Source organism: Microbacterium ureisolvens (assembly GCF_019511645.1).
GTDB lineage: Bacteria > Actinomycetota > Actinomycetes > Actinomycetales > Microbacteriaceae > Microbacterium > Microbacterium ureisolvens_A.
The window spans coordinates 248,890-269,144 of the sequence record NZ_JAEUAX010000002.1 but is presented as its reverse complement, the minus strand read 5'-3'; the positions used below and the strand labels follow the sequence as shown (position 1 = coordinate 269,144).

19 protein-coding genes are annotated in these 20,255 nt (G+C 70.4%); 14 read left to right on the top strand and 5 right to left on the bottom strand.

The window, feature by feature from the left end; all coding sequences use genetic code 11:
• Positions 1-102 precede the first annotated feature (102 nt).
• From JNB61_RS05375 to JNB61_RS05350, 6 genes are all read left to right on the top strand, one after another.
• Entirely contained in the window at positions 103-1,716 is a 1,614-nt protein-coding gene (locus JNB61_RS05375) for a DUF4407 domain-containing protein (RefSeq protein ID WP_220338966.1), read from the top strand.
• A 273-nt stretch (positions 1,717-1,989) separates the two neighbouring features.
• On the top strand, positions 1,990-3,723 hold the full coding sequence (locus JNB61_RS05370) for an ABC transporter ATP-binding protein (RefSeq protein WP_220338965.1): 1,734 nt from the start codon (positions 1,990-1,992) through the stop codon (positions 3,721-3,723).
• Positions 3,720-5,849, top strand: coding sequence for an ABC transporter ATP-binding protein (locus tag JNB61_RS05365; protein WP_223214639.1), 2,130 nt, complete (start codon positions 3,720-3,722; stop codon positions 5,847-5,849). The genes JNB61_RS05370 and JNB61_RS05365 overlap by 4 nt, the downstream gene beginning before the upstream one ends.
• Positions 5,850-5,979: 130 nt before the next feature.
• Positions 5,980-6,993, top strand: coding sequence for an aldo/keto reductase family protein (locus tag JNB61_RS05360; RefSeq protein WP_220338964.1), 1,014 nt, complete (start codon positions 5,980-5,982; stop codon positions 6,991-6,993).
• Positions 6,994-6,996: 3 nt separating this feature from the next.
• Positions 6,997-7,476 carry an NUDIX domain-containing protein gene (locus tag JNB61_RS05355; protein ID WP_220338963.1) on the top strand — a complete coding sequence of 160 codons (480 nt, stop codon included), beginning with the start codon at positions 6,997-6,999 and terminating at the stop codon, positions 7,474-7,476.
• Positions 7,477-7,545: 69 nt separating this feature from the next.
• Positions 7,546-7,908 carry a VOC family protein gene (locus JNB61_RS05350; RefSeq protein ID WP_220292580.1) on the top strand — a complete coding sequence of 121 codons (363 nt, stop codon included), beginning with the start codon at positions 7,546-7,548 and terminating at the stop codon, positions 7,906-7,908.
• 27 nt (positions 7,909-7,935) lie between these two features.
• Here the strand turns inward: JNB61_RS05350 and JNB61_RS05345 are convergent, their stop codons facing one another.
• Entirely contained in the window at positions 7,936-8,322 is a 387-nt protein-coding gene (locus JNB61_RS05345; RefSeq protein WP_220338962.1) for a hypothetical protein, read from the bottom strand.
• Between the two features lie 19 nt (positions 8,323-8,341).
• Between JNB61_RS05345 and JNB61_RS05340 the strand changes: the two genes are divergently transcribed.
• Positions 8,342-9,808 carry an aminotransferase-like domain-containing protein gene (locus tag JNB61_RS05340; protein ID WP_220338961.1) on the top strand — a complete coding sequence of 489 codons (1,467 nt, stop codon included), beginning with the start codon at positions 8,342-8,344 and terminating at the stop codon, positions 9,806-9,808.
• Between the two features lie 2 nt (positions 9,809-9,810).
• On the opposite strand, the gene JNB61_RS05335 is transcribed toward JNB61_RS05340, so the two are convergent.
• The 4 genes from JNB61_RS05335 to JNB61_RS05320 are packed head-to-tail and all read right to left on the bottom strand — an operon-like array spanning position 9,811 to position 13,451.
• Positions 9,811-10,341 carry a ribonuclease H family protein gene (locus JNB61_RS05335; RefSeq protein ID WP_159841318.1) on the bottom strand — a complete coding sequence of 177 codons (531 nt, stop codon included), beginning with the start codon at positions 10,339-10,341 and terminating at the stop codon, positions 9,811-9,813.
• A gap of 10 nt (positions 10,342-10,351) precedes the next feature.
• A complete protein-coding gene (locus JNB61_RS05330; RefSeq protein ID WP_308291209.1) occupies positions 10,352-10,915 on the bottom strand; it encodes a GbsR/MarR family transcriptional regulator in 564 nt (187 codons plus the stop codon).
• Positions 10,912-12,531, bottom strand: coding sequence for an ABC transporter permease (locus JNB61_RS05325; protein ID WP_223214638.1), 1,620 nt, complete (start codon positions 12,529-12,531; stop codon positions 10,912-10,914). Before JNB61_RS05325 ends, JNB61_RS05330 begins: the two co-directional genes overlap by 4 nt.
• A complete protein-coding gene (locus JNB61_RS05320) occupies positions 12,528-13,451 on the bottom strand; it encodes an ABC transporter ATP-binding protein (protein ID WP_220292584.1) in 924 nt (307 codons plus the stop codon). The genes JNB61_RS05325 and JNB61_RS05320 overlap by 4 nt, the downstream gene beginning before the upstream one ends.
• A gap of 83 nt (positions 13,452-13,534) precedes the next feature.
• Between JNB61_RS05320 and JNB61_RS05315 the strand changes: the two genes are divergently transcribed.
• The 7 genes from JNB61_RS05315 to JNB61_RS05285 all read left to right on the top strand — a co-directional run bounded on the left by JNB61_RS05315 (position 13,535) and on the right by JNB61_RS05285 (position 20,244).
• Complete coding sequence (locus JNB61_RS05315; RefSeq protein ID WP_220338960.1) at positions 13,535-13,954, top strand: DUF1801 domain-containing protein; 420 nt, start codon at positions 13,535-13,537, stop codon at positions 13,952-13,954.
• Between the two features lie 128 nt (positions 13,955-14,082).
• Positions 14,083-14,775 (top strand): GntR family transcriptional regulator, encoded by a 693-nt coding sequence (locus tag JNB61_RS05310; protein WP_220292588.1) that lies wholly within the window; start codon positions 14,083-14,085, stop codon positions 14,773-14,775.
• Positions 14,772-16,298, top strand: coding sequence for an MmgE/PrpD family protein (locus JNB61_RS05305; RefSeq protein WP_220292590.1), 1,527 nt, complete (start codon positions 14,772-14,774; stop codon positions 16,296-16,298). Before JNB61_RS05310 ends, JNB61_RS05305 begins: the two co-directional genes overlap by 4 nt.
• A gap of 112 nt (positions 16,299-16,410) precedes the next feature.
• Complete coding sequence (gene prpB / locus JNB61_RS05300; protein WP_220338959.1) at positions 16,411-17,310, top strand: methylisocitrate lyase; 900 nt, start codon at positions 16,411-16,413, stop codon at positions 17,308-17,310.
• Positions 17,311-17,333: 23 nt separating this feature from the next.
• Positions 17,334-18,524 carry a bifunctional 2-methylcitrate synthase/citrate synthase gene (locus tag JNB61_RS05295; protein WP_220338958.1) on the top strand — a complete coding sequence of 397 codons (1,191 nt, stop codon included), beginning with the start codon at positions 17,334-17,336 and terminating at the stop codon, positions 18,522-18,524.
• Between the two features lie 4 nt (positions 18,525-18,528).
• Positions 18,529-18,984 (top strand): hotdog fold thioesterase, encoded by a 456-nt coding sequence (locus JNB61_RS05290; protein ID WP_159841330.1) that lies wholly within the window; start codon positions 18,529-18,531, stop codon positions 18,982-18,984.
• An 81-nt stretch (positions 18,985-19,065) separates the two neighbouring features.
• On the top strand, positions 19,066-20,244 hold the full coding sequence (locus JNB61_RS05285; protein WP_220338957.1) for a thiolase family protein: 1,179 nt from the start codon (positions 19,066-19,068) through the stop codon (positions 20,242-20,244).
• Positions 20,245-20,255 lie beyond the last annotated feature (11 nt).

Genomic DNA, 20,255 nt, shown 5'->3' with positions numbered 1-20,255 from the left:
TTCGCACGGACGGGAGGGACGGATGCCTCGCCCCCGGGCATCTGCGATCTCACGCTCCTCTAATACACCTGCTCCACAGGTTGCCCGCTCTAGGGTGTGCGGATGTCTTCTTACTCCGCACACCGGCCGGGCCGGTTCGGCTCCGACGGCCGGATCGAGTTCGAGACAGACGGCGACCAGACCGAGGATCTCTACCTCGACGACGTGCGCGCCCAGCAGGCCGCCGGTGAACCCGCGGCCGACGAGCGTCGCGACGCCGACGGTCCGGAGGACCCGTTCCCCGTCACCCAGGATCTCCTCGACGACGCACTGGCGATGAACCCGACGCAGCCGGTCGCGGTGACAGCGCCGGTGGCGGAGCGGCAGGCGACGATCGGCGAGTGGGGCGCGGTCGACGAGCCCGGCGTGGCCGAGCCCGCGGCCGACAGGCCCGTCGCCGACGAGGAGCCGGAGGCGGCGGCATCCGTCCCTCCCGTCCGTGCGAAGCGCGCGAAGCGTCCGCGCCGCGAGCGGACCTCGGGCTGGCGCAAGCTCGCGATCCTCGGCGGCGCGGACGGATCCGTGCTCGACGAGGTGCCGACCGAGACGCCCCGCTTCGTGCAGATGTTCTTCGTGATCGCCGGCACCGCCCTGATCTCGGCGATCTCGATGTACTTCGCGCTCACCACCGGCGTGCGGATCGTCGCGTGGGGCGCGCTGCCCCTCGCGATCGTGTGGATGCTCATCATCTTCAACCTCGACCGGTTCCTCACCTCGACGATGCGTTCCTCGCAGAGCATCGGGCGGCTGATCGCGCTCGCGATCCCTCGCGTCATCATGGCCGCCGTCATCGGCATCGTCGTGGCCGAGCCGCTGGTGCTGCAGATCTTCCACAACGACATCGCGCGCGAGGTGAACGCGACGAACATCACGCAGGCGCAGTCGGATCAGGACGCCGTCACCGCGGGCCCTGAGAAGCAGGCGCTGGATGCTGCGAGCGAGCGCGTCGCGGCGCTCGAGAGTCAGGCCGCCAGCGGTGTGGTCGCGGGCGCCGACACCACGTCGGCGTCGGCCGCCTCGGCGCAGCAGACCGTGGACGACCTCACCGCGAAGCTCGCCGCGCAGCAGCAGGTGATCGACCAGGCCCGCGCGATCTACCAGTGCGAGCTCACCGGACAGGGTGCGGGCGAGGTGCCGGGATGCAGCGGCGTCGCGGGCGAGGGCGCGAGCTCGGATGCAGCAGAGGCGCAGCTCGCGGCCGCCCAGTCGGCGTACGACGACCTGAACGCGCAGCTGACGGCGGCGCAGGCCGACCTCGCCGCCGCGCAGGCGGCCGGCACGGCCGACGCGAGCGCCTCGGAGGAGGTCAACAAGCAGCAGGCGAAGGACGAGCTGCCCGGCGCGCGCGAGCAGTACCAGGCCGCGCTCGCCGCCTACGACGCACGTGCCGCCGAGATCGCGAGCGGCAACTCCGGAGCCGTGGGGCTGCTGAGCCAGATCAGCGGCCTCGAACGGCTGTCGGCGCGCGAGCCGACCCTCGCGTGGGCCCACTGGCTCATCGCCGGGCTGTTCTTCATGATCGAGCTGCTGCCGGTGCTCGTGAAGGTGCTCACCAGCTACGGAGAGCCCTCGCTCTACGAGAAGGCCGACGCACTGCGCCGCCAGGTCGCGCTCGACCGTGTCACGGCGCGCAGCTGGCGAGAGCGCGCAGCCATCGCGCAGGGCGCGGAGGCGTAACGCGCTTCGACCGCGAGGATGACGGATGCCGCGCGCCGCGGCATCCGTCCAGCGCAGGGTGGTGAGCGCGTGACGTGGGAGCGGTCTCGCGGTTCGCGATATATCGTGTTAGAGTGACCGGCGGATCGCCGTTCAGAGGGCGGTCACGCCCCCGTTCCGCCCTCAGTGAACGGGACTGCCGCGATGTCGGCGGCCCGTGCGAAGGTGGGTCGGCACCCTCAGATCCGCAGAGGCGGAGCCTTGCCATGGCTGCGCCGCGTCCGGGAGACCCTCGTGCTGGCAAGAATCCTCGTCCGATATCTCAAACCGTCCGGCTGGCTGCTGCTCGGCGTGCTGGTCTTCCAGTCCGCCTCCGCCCTGGCCTCGCTCTATCTGCCCAGCCTCAACGCCGACATCATCGACAACGGCGTCTCGAAGGGCGACACCGAATACATCTGGCGCACCGGCGTCGTCATGCTGACGGTGTCGCTCGGGCAGATCGTCGCCTCGATCATCGCGACCTACTTCGCCGCGCGCGCCGCGATGCGGCTCGGCCGCGACATCCGCGACGACATCTTCGAGCGCGTCTCGGGCTTCTCCGAGCGCGAGGTCACGGGCTTCGGCGCCGGCTCGCTCATCACCCGCAACACGAACGACGTGCAGCAGGTGCAGATGCTCGCGATGATGGCCGCGACGTTCCTCGTGACGGCGCCGCTGCTCGCGATCGGCGGCATCGTGCTCGCGATCGAGCAGGCCGCGAGCCTCGCGTGGATCCTCGCCGTCGCCGTGCCGGTGCTCCTCCTCGTCGCGGGCCTGCTCATCGCTCGCATGGTGCCGCTGTTCCGCAGCTACCAGGGCAAGCTCGACGGCGTGAACCGCGTGATGCGCGAGCAGCTCACCGGCATCCGCGTGATCCGCGCCTTCGTGCGCGAACCGATCGAAGAGGAGCGCTTCCGGGCCGCCAACACCGAAATCATGGTCGTCGGTCGGAAGGTGGGGTCGCTGTTCGTGGTGCTGTTCCCCGCCGTCATGCTGATCCTCAACGTCACCGTGATCGGCGTGATCTGGTTCGGCGGAATGCAGGTCGACAGCGGTGAGATCCAGATCGGCACGCTCTTCGCCTTCATGCAGTACGCCATGATCATCCTCTCCGGCGTCATGATGGCGAGCTTCATGACGCTGATGATCCCGCGCGCCGCGGTGTCGGCCGAGCGGGTCGGCGCGGTGCTCGACACGTACTCGTCGCTGGAGCGTCCGTCGGATGCCGTCGGCGAGTTCCCGACTCCGGGCGCCGTCGAGTTCCGCGATGTCGCATTCACGTATCCCGGCGCCGAGCACCCGATCCTGTCGGGCATCAGCTTCCGCGCGGAGCCCGGAGAGACGGTCGCCATCGTCGGCTCGACCGGCGCCGGCAAGACCACCCTCGTGTCGCTCATCCCGCGTCTGTTCGACGTCACCGACGGTGTCGTCGAGGTCGGCGGCGTCGACGTGCGCCGGGCAGACCTCGACGCCCTGTGGAGCACGATCGGGCTGGTCCCGCAGCGCCCCTTCCTCTTCTCCGGCACGATCGCGTCGAACCTGCGGTTCGGGCGCGAGGACGCGACGGATGCCGAGCTCTGGCGCGCGCTCGAGATCGCCCAGGCGAGCGACTTCGTGAGCCAGATGGACGCGGGGCTCGACGCGCCGATCGCCCAGGGCGGCACCAACGTGTCGGGCGGGCAGCGCCAGCGGCTCGCGATCGCGCGGGCCATCGTGCACCAGCCGCGAGTCCTCGTCTTCGACGACTCGTTCTCGGCGCTCGACCTCACCACGGATGCGCGACTGAGACAGGCGCTGTGGCGGGAACTGCCCGACGTCACCAAGATCGTCGTCGCCCAGCGCGTCTCGACGATCACCGACGCCGACCGCATCGTCGTCCTCGACGACGGCGGCATCGTGGGGATCGGCACGCACGAGCAGCTGCTCGAGACCAGCCAGACCTACCGCGAGATCGTCGAATCCCAGCTCGGAGCGGAGGTCGCCCGATGAGCGACGAGAAGAACACCGAGAAGACCTCTCGCCGCCGCGTGCGCCAGGCCGTCGCGGAACTGAGCGCCGAGGAGAAGGCCGAGATCGAGCTCGGCGAGCAGGCGCGCATCGCGGCCGACGACTGGAGCGGCGCCGTCGCCCCGGGCAAGGCAGCGCACTTCTGGCCGGCGTTCCGCCGGCTCATCGGGCTGCTGCGTCCGAACGCGTGGGCGTTCGTGTTCGTGTCGATCCTCGGCTCGATCGGCGTCGTGCTCGCGGTGCTGTCGCCGAAGGTGCTCGGCGAGGCGACGAACATCCTGTTCGAGGGTGTGGTCTCATCGATGGCGCCTGCCGGCATGACGAAGGAGCAGGTCGTCGCCCAGCTCGAGGCCTCAGGACAGCAGGACCTGGCCAACATCGTCTCGGCGATGGAGCGCTTCGTGCCGGGCGCGGGCGTCGACTTCATGGCGCTCAGCCGTGTGCTGCTCATCGTGCTCGCGCTGTACTTCGCGTCATCGCTGCTGATGTGGCTGCAGGGCTACGTCATCAACGTGATCATGGTGCGCGTCATGTGGCGCCTGCGCGAACAGGTCGAGGCGAAGATCAACCGCCTGCCGCTGCGCTACTTCGACCGCGTGCAGCGCGGCGAGCTGATCTCGCGCGTCACCAACGACATCGACAACATCACGCAGATGATGCAGCAGTCGCTGTCGCAGGCGCTCACGAGCGTGCTCACCGTGATCGGCGTGCTGATCATGATGCTGACGATCTCGTGGCAGCTGACACTCGTCGTGCTGATCAGCTTCCCGCTCATGGGCGTGCTGTTCGGGGTCATCGGGCCCCGCTCGCAGAAGGCGTTCGGCATCCAGTGGCGCAAGGTCGGCCGGCTCAACGCTCGGGTCGAGGAGTCGTTCTCCGGCCATGCGCTCGTCAAGGTCTTCGGCCGCGAGCAGGCGTCCCGAGAGGCGTTCCGCGCAGAGAACGAGGAGCTCTACCAGGCCTCGTTCAAGGCGCAGTTCCTGTCGAACATCATGATGCCGGCGATGATGTTCATCGGGAATCTCACCTATGTGGGCATCGCGGTCTTCGGCGCGCTCATGGTCGCGAGCGGCCAGCTTCGCCTGGGCGACGTGCAGGCGTTCATCCAGTACTCCCAGCAGTTCACGCAGCCGCTCGCGGAGCTCGGCGGCATGGCCGCGGTCGTGCAGTCGGGCACCGCCTCGGCCGAGCGCGTGTTCGAGCTTCTCGACGAGCCCGAGCAGGAGCCCGACCCCGAAGACGCCCCCGCACTGGTCGAGGGCGACGGCACGATCGAATTCCAGGAGGTCGCGTTCTCGTACTCGCCCGACCGGCCGCTCATCCACGATCTGTCGTTCCGGGTCGAGCCCGGCCAGACGGTCGCGATCGTGGGTCCGACCGGCGCCGGCAAGACGACGCTCGTGAACCTGCTGATGCGCTTCTACGAGCTCGACGGCGGCCGCATCCTCCTGAACGGGCAGAACATCGCCGAGCTCACGCGGCGCGACATCCGCGCCGAGACCGGCATGGTGCTGCAGGACCCGTGGCTGTTCGCCGGCACGATCCGCGAGAACATCCGCTACGGCCGCGCCGACGCGACCGACGACGAGATCCTCGCCGCCGCGCGGGCGACCTACGTCGACCGGTTCGTGCACTCGCTTCCCGACGGGTACGAAACGCTCCTCGACGAGGACGCGTCGAACATCTCGGCGGGCGAGAAGCAGCTCATCACGATCGCGCGCGCGTTCGTGGCCCAGCCCTCGGTGCTGATCCTCGACGAGGCGACGAGCTCCGTCGACACCCGTACCGAGCTGCTGCTGCAGCACGCGATGGCGGCACTCCGGGAGGGCCGCACCTCCTTCGTGATCGCGCACCGCCTGTCGACCATCCGCGACGCCGACCTCATCCTCGTGATGGAGAACGGCGGCATCGTCGAGAAGGGCACGCACGACGAGCTCATCGCGGCGAAGGGGGCGTACTTCCGCCTCTACAACTCGCAGTTCGAGCAGGCCGCGACCGACCTCGACGAAGAGGCGCGCGCCCTCGCCGAGTCGCAGGCCCAGGCGCCGGCGCAACGCGCCGACGAGCTCGACGACCTCGACGAAGAGGAGACCGCGCGGGTCGTGTAACGCGAGACGGGGTCTCGGCCCGGTGACGTGCGCGCCGGGCCGAGGTCATCGTCCTCGGGGTTTGTTTCGCTTCTCGACAAATTCTGCTGTTCCCGCCGCCGGGACCTTCAGGGGCGGCTAGCGTTTTCTCATGGTCAATTACCGGTACCTCGGAAACAGCGGTCTCAAGGTCAGCGAGATCACCTACGGCAACTGGGTCACACACGGCTCGCAGGTCGACGACTCGGCCGCCATCGCCACGGTCCACGCGGCGCTCGACGCCGGCATCACCACGTTCGACACGGCCGACGTCTATGCCAACACGGCGGCCGAAGAGGTGCTCGGCAAGGCGCTCTCGGGCCAGCGCCGCGAATCCCTCGAGATCTTCACCAAGGTCTACTTCCCGACCGGCCCGCAGGGGCCGAACGACACGGGCCTCAGCCGCAAGCACATCCTCGAGTCCATCAACGGGTCGCTGAAGCGCCTCGGCACCGATTACGTCGACCTCTACCAGGCGCACCGCTTCGACTACGAGACGCCGCTCGAAGAGACGTTCCAGGCCTTCGCCGACGTCGTACGGCAGGGCAAGGCGCTCTACATCGGCGTCTCGGAGTGGACGGCAGAGCAGCTGCGCGAGGGCCATGCGCTCGCCAAGAGCTACGGCGTGCAGCTCATCTCCAACCAGCCGCAGTACTCGGCGCTGTGGCGCGTCATCGAGGGCAAGGTGGTGCCGGCGTCGGAGGAGCTCGGCATCTCGCAGATCGTGTGGTCGCCGATGGCCCAGGGCGTGCTGTCGGGCAAGTACCTGCCCGGCCAGCCGGTGCCCGAGGGCTCGCGCGCGACCGACGACAAGAGCGGCGCCCGCTTCATCCAGGGGTTCCTCCGCGACGACGTGCTCCAGGCGGTCCAGCGACTGAGGCCCGTCGCCGAGCAGGCCGGCCTGTCGATGCCGCAGCTCGCGATCGCGTGGGTGCTGCAGAACAAGAACGTCGCGTCGGCGCTGGTGGGGGCATCCCGTCCGGAGCAGCTCGCGGAGACCGTCAAGGCATCGGGCGTCGTGCTCGACACCGACACCCTCGCCGCGATCGACACCGCCCTGGGCGACGCCGTGTTCAGCGACCCCGAGGACACCTACACGGTCTCGCCCCGGACCCGTATCGTCTGAGCCGTGATCACCAGCGCCGGTATCCTGCTGTACCGGATCGCGCCCGAACCCCAGGTGCTCATCGCACACATGGGCGGGCCGTTCTGGGCGAGCAAGGATGCCGGCGCCTGGTCCATCCCCAAGGGCGAGTTCGCCGAGTGGGAGGAGAGCGCACTGGATGCCGCGCGCCGCGAGTTCCGCGAAGAGCTCGGCCTCGATCCGCCTGAGCCGCCGTACGCGGAACTCGGCACCTTCGCTTACTCGTCGGGCAAGCGGGTGACGGTGTTCGTCGCCGACGGGACCGCGTTCTCGCTCGACGACCTCGAGTTCGGCGAGTTCGAACTGGAATGGCCGCCGCGCTCCGGGAGGACGGCACGGTTCCCCGAAGTCGACCGCGTGGAATGGACCGCCCTCGACGCCGCGCGCGAACGCCTGGTGAAGGGTCAGCGTCCGGCGATCGACGCGCTCGAGCGCCACCTCGCCGAAGCCACATCCGCCGGCTGACTCGCGGGCTTGTGGGCGCGCGGCCGGCGGCGGAGACTGACCGGGTCGGCCCGAACGAGAGGAAGACCCATGGCTCACGGCGACATCACCCACATCGACATCCCGGTCAGCGACCTGGGCGACGCGACCGCCTTCTACTCCGGCCTCTTCGGCTGGCAGATCGCCGAGGTGCCCGGCTTCGAGGGCTACCCCATGTGGCAGGCTCCGAACGGCATCTCGGGCGGCGGACTGGCCCTTCGGGAAGAGGGCTTCACGAACACCCGCTCGTACGTGGAGGTGGACTCCATCGACGACACCGTCGCCAAGGCCACGAAGGCCGGCGGCAGTCTGGTGCGAGAGAAGCAGGAGATCACGCCGACGAGCTGGTGGGCGGTCATCGCCGACCCCGACGGCAACCAGATCGGCCTCTTCGAAGGCTCCATGCAGGGCTGAGCCGGCGCGAGCGCTCTCCGCGCGCTCTCAGCGGACGCCGAGCAGCGACCGGCGGAAGGATGCTGCGCCCCGCACGTCCGCGCCGCGTTCGAGATCGTCCCGCGCGTCGCCGCCCGTGCTCGCGGGTGCGACCTCGATGAGGTCGCCGATGCGCAGGTCGCGCAGCACGGGTTCAGCGCGAAGCCGTGCGGCGAGCGCCCGGACGAGTGGAGTGGGTGAGCGGGGCGTGAGCGGGGAAGCTTCGGCGCCCGCTCGCCGGGCGAGCGCCTCGTCGATGGCGGCGAGCACGCCGACGAGCGTCGTGTCGTGGCAGCGGGCGTCATCCTCGCCGATCCACTGCATGAGCTTCTGAGTGGTCCAATCGGTGAGAACTGGACTGCTGGTGCGGACAACTGTGGCGGTGGTGCGGAACATTGGACCAGAATGCGGGGTGATGACGACCGTCGACAGGGCCAATGAGCGGCTGGTGGACCACAGGGTGGCCCTCGGTGGCGCAGTGGAGGCATCCCGCCTCGCCGCGCGCCTGGGCCGCTGGGCGCACGGCGACGGCACTCTGACGGTGCGCCTCGCGCAGGCGATCGCCGCGCTCATCGAGGGTGGCGAGCTGCGCCCGGGCGACCGGTTGCCTGCCGAGCGCGCCCTGGCGGGTGCGATCGCGGTCTCGCGCGGGACGGTGGTCGCCGCCTACGGGCTGCTCAGCGACGACGAGCTCGTCGAGCGACGTCAAGGCAGCGGCACGCGTGTCGCCGGGCCGATCGGGGCCGCCGCACCGGCCCGCGAGCGGACAGCCCGTGGCGAGAGTCTGTTCTCGGCCTCGCCCTCGGGCATCGATCTGCTGCGTGCCGTCCCCGCGATGCCCCAGCTCGTGATCGATCTCGTGCGCGCGCACACGCCCCCGCTCGATCCGGTCACCCTGGCCGAGACCGACCCGGCGGGGCTGCCCGTCCTGCGCGCCCGGCTCGCCGCGCTCTTCGAGGAGGAGGGCACGCCCGCGACGCCGGCGCAGATCCTCGTGACCCACGGCGCCCAGCAGGCGATCAGCCTCGTCGTGGACGAGCTCGTCTCGCCCGGCGACGTCGTGCTCACCGAATCGGTGACCTGGCCCGGGCTCGCCGACTCCGTGCGGCGGCGCGGCGGGCGCGTCCACGGTGTCACGATCGGTGCGGACGGGATCGACGTCGATGAACTGGAGGCCGCGATCGTGGCGCTGCGGCCCGTGCTCATCGCCGTCAACCCGCACCACCACAATCCGACCGGCACGCGGCTGCCCGCAGCATCCCGGCAGCGCGTCGCCGACCTCTCCGCCGAGTACGGCGTGCCGGTGCTCGAGGACCGAGTGCTCGCCCACGTGTCGTTCGACGCGGTGGTGCCGCCGACCCTCGCGGCGCTTCGTCCCGATGCGCCGGTGATCGTGGTCGACTCGCTGTCGAAGTGGTCGTGGTCCGGCCTTCGCATCGGATGGGTGCGGGCCGACCCGGTGCTGGTGCGGCGCCTGCGCGGGGTCCGTCAGCTCGTCGACCAGTCGACGAGCGTTCCCGCTCAGCTGCTGGCACTCGACCTGGTCGACGAGGCCCGGGCGCTGAGGCTGGCGACGTCGCAGACGCACGCGGCGGCGTCCGCCCACCTCCTCGCAGCGATGGCGGAGCACCTTCCCGACTGGGACGTGACCCCGCCGCGCGGCGGTCTCGCCTTCTGGGCGCGGCTGCCCGTCGGATCGGCGACCGCTCTCGCGCGCGTCGCCGCCATGCGCGGCGTCGCTGTCGCGGGCGGCACGGAGTTCACGGCATCCGTCGTCTACGACGACCACATCCGCGTGCCCTACACCGCCCCGGAAGCCGTGCTGCAGGAGGGCGTGCGCCGCCTCGGCGAGGCGTGGCGCGAGTATCGGGCGCAGCTGTAGCGTCAGCGCCCGTTCTTCGGGCGGGTCGAGACGTCGATGCGGTCCTGCGCCCCGAGCGACGACCACGCGCTCGCGACGCCCTTGGCGGCGTGCTCCGAGGCGCGCACCGCGCGTTCGTCGGCCCACGCGTTGAGCACGTGTCCGGAGTGGCCGCGCACGTGCTCGAGCTCGACATCGGGGAGTCCGGCGGCACGGCGCGCGTCTCGTGCCGCGATGAGCTGCTCCAGGATGTCGACGTTCTTCGTCGGCGCGCCGGTCGAGGTCTTCCACCCGCGGCGGCGGTGGCCGTCCATCCACTTCGTGTAGGTGTCGATCGCGTACTTCGAGTCGGCCTGCACGACGAGGTTCGCGACGTCGGAGTGATCCTCGATGGCTTTGAGCAGCCCGGTCAGCTCGCCGATGTTGTTCGTGCCGGAGAGGATCGATCCCGCGGCCCAGTGGCCGTCCTCGCCGACCCACGCCCACCCCGTCGGGCCGGGGTTGCCCTTGCAGGCTCCGTCGGTGGCAACGATGTAGCGGGGCGCGTCGGTCACTCGGGCAAGGCTACCCGCCCGCCGCGGCGTCCCCGTCCGCCGCCACCTCCCCGTCCGCCGCAGCGCTCCCGTCCGCCGCGGCCCTCGTGCTGTCGACCCCGGGCGCGTCGCGCCCCGCGCGCCATTCGGCGGCGAGCTGCGGCATCCGTTCCGCGAGATAGCGGAGGAAGTCGGCGATCTCGTGCGCCCGCGCGGCCGAGGCGGGCGCCGTCGGGTTCTCGTCGGCGATGCGATCGAGCGACGCCGCGAGGGTGCCATACAGGGGTGCGTTCGCCGCGATCATGCCCGACCAGGAGTCCTCGGCGAGGTCGTAGCGGTCGCGGCGGTCGCCCGGACGGGAGAGCCGGTGGATGAGCCGGATCGAGACGAGGTAGCGCACCGCACCCGACACGGCGGCGGCGGAGACGCCGAGGCGGTCGGCGAGCTCGGCCGCAGTGTAGCCCTCGTCAGGAGAGCCGGCGAGGGCCATCATGACGCGTGCCGGCATGCGCGGCATGCCCACGGCCGTGAGCATGGCGGCCGCCTGCTCGGCCGCCTCGGCCCCCGGGTGCTCCACCGTCTCGTCGCCCGTCACCCGGCGGCGGCCAGCTCGCGGCGCCGCATCAGGACGAGGGATGCCGTCGCCCCGACGCCGACCGTGAGGACGAGCCACCACATCCCACGCACATCCACCTCGCTCCCGCTCGGAACGGGCGCGACCGAGAACGGCGACAGGTTCGTCACCCATTCCGGAAGGCCGAGAAGCGGGCCGAACAGCCCGAAGACGATCGCGGCGGTGACGAGGGTCCATCCCAGGGGGATCGTCCACCGCGGCGCGATCGTGAAGACGAGGGCGGTCAGGACGAGGAACACGGATGCTGCGATCACCTGCCCCCACGCCGCCACGAACGCGTCGCCGACCAGGGCGGCGCCGTCGTCGAGGCGCGCGGTCCCGACCCACGCCCCGGCGAAAGCCGCCCCGCAGGTCAGGACGATGGCGATGAACCCGACCACCACGAAGTCGGCGAGCCACCGCACACGCTCCACGGGGCTGGCGAGGACGGGCTCGGCGGTGCCGTGCGCCTCCTCCTGGCGGGCGCGGGCGACCGTCTGCACGCCCGCGCAGGCGGCGAGCAGGCCCACCATGGTGAAGAAGACGACGACGACCGCCTGCTCGAGGTCGGCTTCGGCCGAGAGGGCTTTCAGCATGTCGGCGACCGCGGGGTTGTCCGCACCCATCTCGTTCACGACCGATCCGAGCGAGGTCGACAGCGCCCCCGCGAAGAACGCGCCCGCCATCCAGCCGATCGTCGAGCCCGCCGCGAGCCGCATGACGAGCGCCGTCGGCGTCGACAGCGTCGCCCGGGCGACGGCGCGGCCCTGCCGCTCGGGGATGATGCTCGCGTCGAGGTCGCGGACGGTCTGGAGGGCGAGCGCCGCCCCTGCCAACAGGACGAACGCGGCGAGGCACAGGAACGCGGGCCACCAGAGGTTCTCGTCGAACGCGCGGGTGTTCTCGGCCCATCCGAACGGCGAGAGCCAGGTCAGCCACGAGCTCTCCATGTGCGTGAGATCGTCGCTCGGCGTGCCGAGGGCGTTGCCGATGCCGGCGATGAAGTAGGTCACGACGAGCACCCACACCGCGAGGGAGTTGGCGCCACGCGAGGTGCGCATGAGCTGGGCGGCAAGGAGCGCGACACCCAGGTACGTCAGCCCGCCGCACGCGGCGGTGAACCCGGCGAGCCACGACCCCTCGGCGGGCGAGCCGCCGCTGAGGAAGGCGGCGGCGACGAGCACACCGAGCAGGAGGTTCGCCAGCACGCCATGGACGAGCGTCGCGACCGACGGCATGGCCCTTCCGGCCGTCGTCGCCGCGACGAGTTCGAGGCGCCCCGCCTCCTCGTCGCCGCGAGTGTGGCGCACGGCGAGGAACGAGCTCATGAAGGCGGCCATCATCACCAGGAACGGCATGAGGAGGAAGACGATGAACGCCTGCTCGCCAGGACCCGACGGCAACCCGCGGAACAGCAGGATCACCGGGTTCGCCATCACCGTGGCCAGCAGCGCCGTGCGCTCCTGCTCCGTGCCGTACGTGCTCGCGGCGCCGGAGAGGCCGGCGAGCGCGAGAGCCATCGTGCCGCCGATCCACAGCGTCAGTTGCAGCCAGTCGCGCCGGAGCCGCTGACCCAGCAGCGTCATGAGGCGCGTCATCGTCCGTTCCCCTCCAGCGCGGCGAGGTCGTCGCCGTAGTGGCGCAGGAAGAGCTCCTCGAGCGACGGCGGCGCGACGCGAAGCCCCGCGACCCCGAGACGCGAGAGCTCGGGCAGCACTCCCGAGACCTGATCGCTGTCGATCGTGAAGCGCACGCGGCCGTCCTCGACGAGGGCGTCGTGCGCCGCTGCGAGCGCGGCCACGGGTGCGGCATCCGTCCCCTCGTAAGAGACTTCGGTGCGGGTGAGGTGACGCATGTCGGCGAGCGTGCCGCTCTCGACGACGCGCCCCGCGCGGATGATCGAGACCCGATCGCACAGCTGCTCGACCTCCGACAGGATGTGGCTCGACAGCAGCACGGTCGCCCCGGCGGCGTGGACGCGCGCGACCTCGCGGCGGAACATCACGTCCATGAGCGGGTCGAGGCCGCTCGTCGGCTCGTCGAGGATGTACAGGTCGGCCGGCACGGCGAAGGCCGCGATCAGTGCGACCTTCTGCCGGTTGCCCTTCGAATAGGCTCGGCCCTTCTTGCGCGGGTCGAACTGGAACGCCTCCATGAGCCGTTCCTTCTCACTCGCGTACGCCTTGTCGTGGCGGGAGGCGCCCCGCAGGCGAGCGAGCAGGTCGATCGCCTCGCCTCCCGACAGATTCGGCCACACGCTGACATCGCCGGGGATGTACGCGACTCGCCGGTGGATCTTGACCGCGTCGCGCCATGGCTGCAGGTCGAAGACGGATGCCTCACCCGCGGTCTTTCGCGCGAGGCCGAGCAGGATCCGAATCGTGGTGGACTTGCCGGCCCCGTTGGGTCCGAGGAACCCGTGCACCTGCCCCTCGTCGACGACGAGGTCGAGTCCGTCGAGGGCGTGCACGCGGCCGTAGTGCTTCGTGAGGCCGGTCGTGCGGATGACTGTGCTCATGGCGCAGACGCTACGCCGGATTCACAAATTCCTGAATATTCCTCACGCTTTCCTCACGGCCGTGCGGGCGGTACCTTCGCGCCATGGCCGCCGGCATCGTCACCACCGACTCCGCCCCGTTCCGGGGGATCCTCGACGGTCGCCCGGCCGTCGTCAGCGAGATCGCGCTGGCAGCGCGCCGGCTGATCTTCGATGTGCTGCCGCAGACCGTGGAGGTCGTGTGGCCCGCACAGCGCAGCTCGGGCTACGGCACAGGGCCGAAGAAGAACTCCGAGCAGTTCGCGTGGATCCTTCCGCACGCGGCGCATGTCGCGCTCGCGTTCCCGTACGGCGCTGAACTCGACGATCCCGCGGGTCTCCTGGGCGGTACCGGCGCCAAGGTGCGCAACGTGCGGCTTGCGTCGCTCGCGGACGTCGCACGGTTTGAGCTGCGCACGCTGCTGGAGCAGGCGATGCGGCACCGCATGCCTCCGCCGCCGACGGCGGTCACGGTCGGGGACTGAAGCCCGCACGACTCCCTCGCTGGTCGTGTGCCAGATGTATACCTAAAGCGGTGGTTCTTCCTCGCCCATGACACCTTGGCCGCTTTATGTATACACTGGCCGGGGCGTTGAACGAGGAGGTGATGCGGATGCGTGCCAGTGACCGCGCGTACGCGACTCTCCTCGACGAGATCCAGTCCGGCATCCTGCGGCCCGGGGCCGTGCTCGGCGAGGTCGAGCAGGCCGCCCGTCTCGGCGTCAGCCGCACGCCGCTGCGCGAAGCGCTCGGCCGCCTCGCCGCCGACGGTCTCGTGGCGCAGCAGTCGCCGCGGGTGACCGTGGTCACCGCCATCGACGCCGACGACATCCGCGAGATCTTCGAGGTCCGCCGCGCCCTCGAGGAATCCGCCGCGCGCCTCGCCGCCGAGCGGGGCGACGCCACCGCGTTCGCCGAGCTCGCCCACGACTTCGCCCAGGTCGACCTCGACGGGGGCACCGGGGGCGCCGATGGGCGCGACGCCTACTACGCCCTCATCGCAGACTTCGACCTCGCGCTCGACGCCGCCGTCGCGAACGACTACCTCACCGCAGCGCTGCGCACGGTGCGCACTCATCTCGTCCGGGTGCGGCGACTCGCACGCGACAATCCCGCCCGGCTCGCAGCATCCGTCGCCGAGCATCGTCTGATCGCGGCTGCGATCTCGGCGCGCGACGCGGATCTGGCCGCCCACGCGACGCACGTGCACCTGCACAACGCGCTGCACAGCATCCTCGAATCCCTCACCGCGGCGGCTCCCGCGTACCCCCACGACTCCGCGCTCGACCTGAAAGGCCAGCCATGACCGTCATCCACCACCTCCGTGTCCACCGCAGTGACGAGCACCTCGCGCGCGAGGGGCAGCTTGCGTGGCATATCGCCGAAGTCGCCGCCGACCCGGTCGAGGTCGAGCCGGAGGTCGTCGACATGATCATCAACCGCGTGATCGACAACGCGGCGGTGGCGGCGGCGTCCCTCACCCGTGCGCCGGTGAGCGCGGCCCGTCAGCAGGCGCTGGACCACGCCGTATCGGTCGGCGGGTCGGGCGCGACGGTGTTCGGCTGCGCGCTCGACCGCAGGACGAGCCCGGAGTGGGCGGCGTGGGCGAACGGCGTCGCGGTGCGCGAGCTGGACTACCACGACACGTTCCTCGCGGCGGACTACTCGCACCCGGGCGACAACATCCCGCCGATCGTCGCGGTCGCTCAGCACGTCGGCGCCGACGGGGCGGCGCTGGTGCGCGGGCTCGCGACGGGGTACGAGATCCAGATCGACCTGGTGCGCGCCATCAGCCTGCACAAACACAAGATCGACCACGTCGCGCACCTCGGCCCGTCGGCCGCGGCGGGCATCGGCACCCTGCTGGGTCTTCCGGTCGAGACGATCTACCAGGCGGTGGGCCAGGCGCTGCACACCACCACCGCGACGCGCCAGTCGCGCAAGGGCGAGATCTCGACATGGAAGGCGCATGCCCCCGCGTTCGCGGGCAAGATGGCGGTCGAGGCCGTCGACCGGGCGATGCGCGGCGAGACGTCGCCGAGTCCGATCTACGAGGGCGAGGACGGTGTCATCGCGTGGCTGCTGGACGGACCGGATGCCGCGTACGAGGTGCCCCTGCCGGGTCAGGGCGAGCCCAAGCGGGCCATCCTCGACTCGTACACGAAGGAGCACTCGGCCGAGTACCAGGCGCAGGCGTGGATCGACCTCGCCCGCAAGCTCCACGGCGAGCACCCGGAGCTCGCCGATCCGGCGAACGTCGAGGCGATCGTGCTGCACACCTCGCACCACACACACTATGTGATCGGCTCGGGCGCGAACGATCCGCAGAAGTACGACCCGGCCGCGTCGCGTGAGACGCTGGACCACTCGATTCCGTACATCTTCGCGGTCGCGCTGCAAGACGGAGGCTGGCACCACGTCGACTCCTACCTGCCGGCGCGGGCCGCGCGTGAGGACACCGTCGCGCTGTGGCACAAGATCGCCACCGCCGAAGACGAGGAGTGGACGCGCCGCTACCACTCGGACGACCCGGACGAGAAGGCGTTCGGGGGACGCGTCGAGATCCGCCTGACGAACGGCGAGACGATCGAGGACGAGATCGCGGTCGCCGACGCCCACCCCCTTGGCGCCCGGCCGTTCGTCCGCGAGGACTACGTGCGCAAGTTCCGGCTGCTCGCCGAGCCCGTGCTCACGGCGGATGAGATCGAGCGCTTCCTCGGGCTCGCGGAGCGTCTGCCCGACCTCACGCCGGAAGAGGTGCAGCAGCTCACGATCGTCGCCGACTTCGGCGTGCTCGCGGGCGCGCCGGCCCCGAAGGGGCTGTTCTGATGCGCGACCCGCGCTCCGACGCTTCGCAGAATCGCACGGATCTCGCAGAGATTCGCGCGATGGCTGCGAGATTCGCCGGATACTGCGAACTCTGTGAAGGGCGGACTCGCTGATGCTGTACTCGACCGTTCCGGCGCACGAGAAGCGGCGGCTGTTCCGCGAGCGGCTCTCCTCGGCTGAGCTGCTGCGGTTCCCCGGCGCCTTCAATCCGCTGTCCGCCCGGCTCATCGAGCGCAAGGGATTCGAGGGCGTGTACATCTCAGGGGCGGTGCTCTCCGCCGACCTGGGGCTCCCCGACATCGGGCTCACGACGCTCACCGAGGTCGCCGCGCGGGGCCAGCAGATCGCGCGCATGACCGACCTGCCGGCCATCATCGACGCCGACACGGGCTTCGGCGAACCCATGAACGTGGCCCGCACGATCCAGACGCTCGAGGACGCCGGCCTCGCCGGCGCGCACATCGAGGATCAGATCAACCCGAAACGCTGCGGCCACCTCGACGGCAAGGCCGTCGTGGACGAGGACACCGCGATCAAGCGCATCCGGGCGGCCGCCGACGCGCGCCGCGACCCGAACTTCCTCATCATGGCGCGCACCGACATCCGCGCCGTGGAGGGGTTGGATGCTGCGACCGACCGCGCGAAGGCGCTCGTCGACGCCGGCGCCGATGCGATCTTCCCCGAGGCGATGCGCACGCTCGAGGAGTTCGCCGCGATCCGCGCCGCCGTGGACGTGCCGATCCTCGCCAACATGACGGAGTTCGGCAAGTCGGAGCTGTTCTCGGTAGACCAGCTGGAGGGCGTCGGCGTCAACATCGTGATCTGGCCGGTCTCGCTGCTGCGGATCGCGATGGGCGCAGCATCCCGTGCCCTCGATACGCTCATCGACGACGGGCACCTCACCTCGAAGCTCGGCGAGATGCAGCACCGCGCCGACCTCTACGACCTCATCGATTACGAGCACTACAACCACTTCGACCAGGACGTCTTCAACTTCCAGATCCAGCGCTGAGTCACTGACCCGAAGGAGCAGTCATGACCGAACCCGACATCAAGAAGGGCCTCGCCGGCGTCGTCGTGGATTACACGGCGGTCTCGAAGGTCAACCCCGAGACCAACTCGCTGCTGTACCGCGGATACCCGGTGCAGGAGCTCGCCGCGACGCAGCCGTTCGAAGCGGTCGCGTACCTCCTGTGGCACGGCGAGCTTCCGACCGACGTGCAGCTCGCTCAGCTGCGTGCGACGGAGCGCGCCTACCGGCACCTGCCCGCCGACGTGCGTGCGGCGATCGACCTCGTGCCGATCGACGCGCACCCGATGGACGAGGTGCGCACCGCGGTGAGCCTGATCGGCGCGCGCGACCTCGCCGGAACCGGCTCGGTGCTCGAGGTGAGCGGCAGCGTCGACGAGAACCTCGCGCGAAGCATCCGTCTGTTCGCCGTCCTTCCGGCGATCGTCGCGTACGGGCAGCGCCGGCGGCGCGGCCAGCAGCCGGTCGCGCCGCGGGACGATCTCGACTACGCCGCCAACTTCCTGTGGATGACCTTCGACGAGCAGGCCGACGACGTCGTCGTCGACGCGTTCAACCGCTCGATGATCCTCTATGCGGAGCACTCGTTCAATGCCTCGACATTCACCGCCCGGGTGGTGACGTCGACTCTCAGCGACCTGTACTCGGCGGTGGTGGCGGCGATCGGCGCGCTCAAGGGGCCGCTGCATGGCGGCGCCAACGAAGCCGTCCTGCACATCTTCGACGAGATCGGCACCGCCGAGAACGTCGGACCCTGGCTGGATCAGGCGCTCGCCGAGAAGCGCAAGATCATGGGCTTCGGCCACCGCGTGTACAAGAAGGGGGACTCGCGCGTGCCGACGATGAAGACGGCGCTGGACACCCTGGTCGAGCACTACGGCCGGCGTGACGTGGCCGCGCTCTACGAGACCCTCGAGAGCGAGTTCGTGAGCCGCAAGGGCATCTACCCGAACCTCGACTACCCGTCCGGTCCTGCCTACAACCTCATGGGCTTCGACACGCTGACCTTCACGCCGCTGTTCGTCGCGGCGCGCGTCACAGGCTGGACCGCCCACATCATGGAGCAGCTCGCCTCGAACGCGCTCATCCGCCCTCTGTCGGAGTACAACGGCCCGGATGAGCGCCACATCGAGGGCTACGTCGCGGATGCTGCGCACCTGGCGGCCGCCGAGCGTGAAGAGGAAGCCGCGGGGTGAGCGCGTGAGCCTCTGGTTCGGCGACGTCGCCGCCATCGACCTGTCGGCGATGGCGCCGGGAACGCTCATCGAGAACCTCGGCATCGAGATCGTCGCGATCCGCGATGACGCGCTGGTCGGACGGATGCCGGTGGACCACCGCTCCGTGCAACCGGCGGGGGTGCTTCACGGCGGGGCATCGGTGGCGCTCGCCGAGACCCTCGCGTCGTGGGCCGGGTACCTCGCCGTGGACCGTGAGCGGTTCCACGTGGTGGGCATGGAGATCAACGCCAACCACTTGCGCCCGATCTCCTCGGGCTGGGTGGTCGGCACGGTGACGCCCATCAACGTGGGACGCCGCGTGCACGTGTGGGAGATCCGCATCACCGATGAGGCCGGCCGTCTCGTGTGCGTCTCGCGCTGCACCCTCGCCGTCATCGAGCAGCGCAGCACCTACGCGACCCCCGACGGCCGCGGCTGATCCCGGATGCTGCGGCCCCGTGCGCGAGCGACGGGCCGCAGCATCCTTCACCGTCTTAGGCTTCTGGGGAGGAGGTCTCCCATGCCCCACGCCGTCATCGTCGATGTGATCCGCACCCCGTCCGGGCGCGGCAAGCCCGGGGGAGCGCTCAGCGACGTGCACCCCGTGGATCTCGTCGCGGGGGTGCTCAGCTCACTGCTCGAACGAAGCGGTCTCGAGTCGCGGCAGATCGACGACGTGCTGGTGGGATGCGTGAGCCAGGTCGGGGACCAGGCGATGAACATCGCGCGGCACGCTGTGCTCGCGGCGGGCTTCGCTGAGAGCGTGCCCGCGGTGACCGTCGACCGCCAGTGCGGCTCGAGCCAGCAGGCCGCGCACTTCGCGGCGCAGGGCGTGATCGCCGGCGCGTACGACATCGTGATCGCCGCAGGGGTGGAGTCGATGAGTCGCGTGCCGCTCGGCTCGTCGCGTGTCGGCGGCACGAAAGCTCCTGGCCTCGTGCACCGCTACCCCGACGGCCTCGTGAACCAGGGTGTCTCGGCCGAACTCATCGCGCAGAAGTGGGGCTTCAGTCGCGAGCAGCTCGACGCGTACTCCGCCGAATCGCACCGGCGGGCGGCGGATGCCTGGGAGCGCGGTGCGTTCGACTCGCAGGTCGTGCCGGTGCTGGGCGGTGACGCCGAGGCGGTGGCGTTCGACGAGACGGTGCGCGCCGGCACGACCGTGGAGTCGCTCGCCGCACTGAAACCCGCGTTCCGCACGGACGAGCTCGCGGCCCGCTTCCCGGACGTCGACTGGCGCATCACGGCGGGCAATTCGTCGCCGCTCACGGACGCGGCATCCGCTGCCCTGATCATGAGCGAACAGAAGGCGGCCGAACTCGGCCTCACGCCACGGGCGCGCTTCCACGCGTTCGCCGTCGTCGGCGACGACCCGATCATGATGCTCACCGGCCCGATCCCGGCGACCCGGCGGATCCTCGAGCGCAGCGGCCTGAAGATCGGCGACCTCGACGCGTACGAGGTGAACGAGGCGTTCGCCTCGGTGCCGCTCGCGTGGCAGCACGACCTCGACGCCGACCCCGCGAAGCTGAACCCGTGGGGCGGCGCGATCGCCCTCGGCCACGCCGTCGGTGCCTCGGGCACGCGCCTGCTCGGCACGCTGCTGTCGCATCTCGAGGCGACCGGCGGCCGCTACGGGCTGCAGACGATGTGCGAGGGCGGCGGCATGGCCAACGCGACGATCGTCGAGAGGCTCTAGGGCCCAGAAGG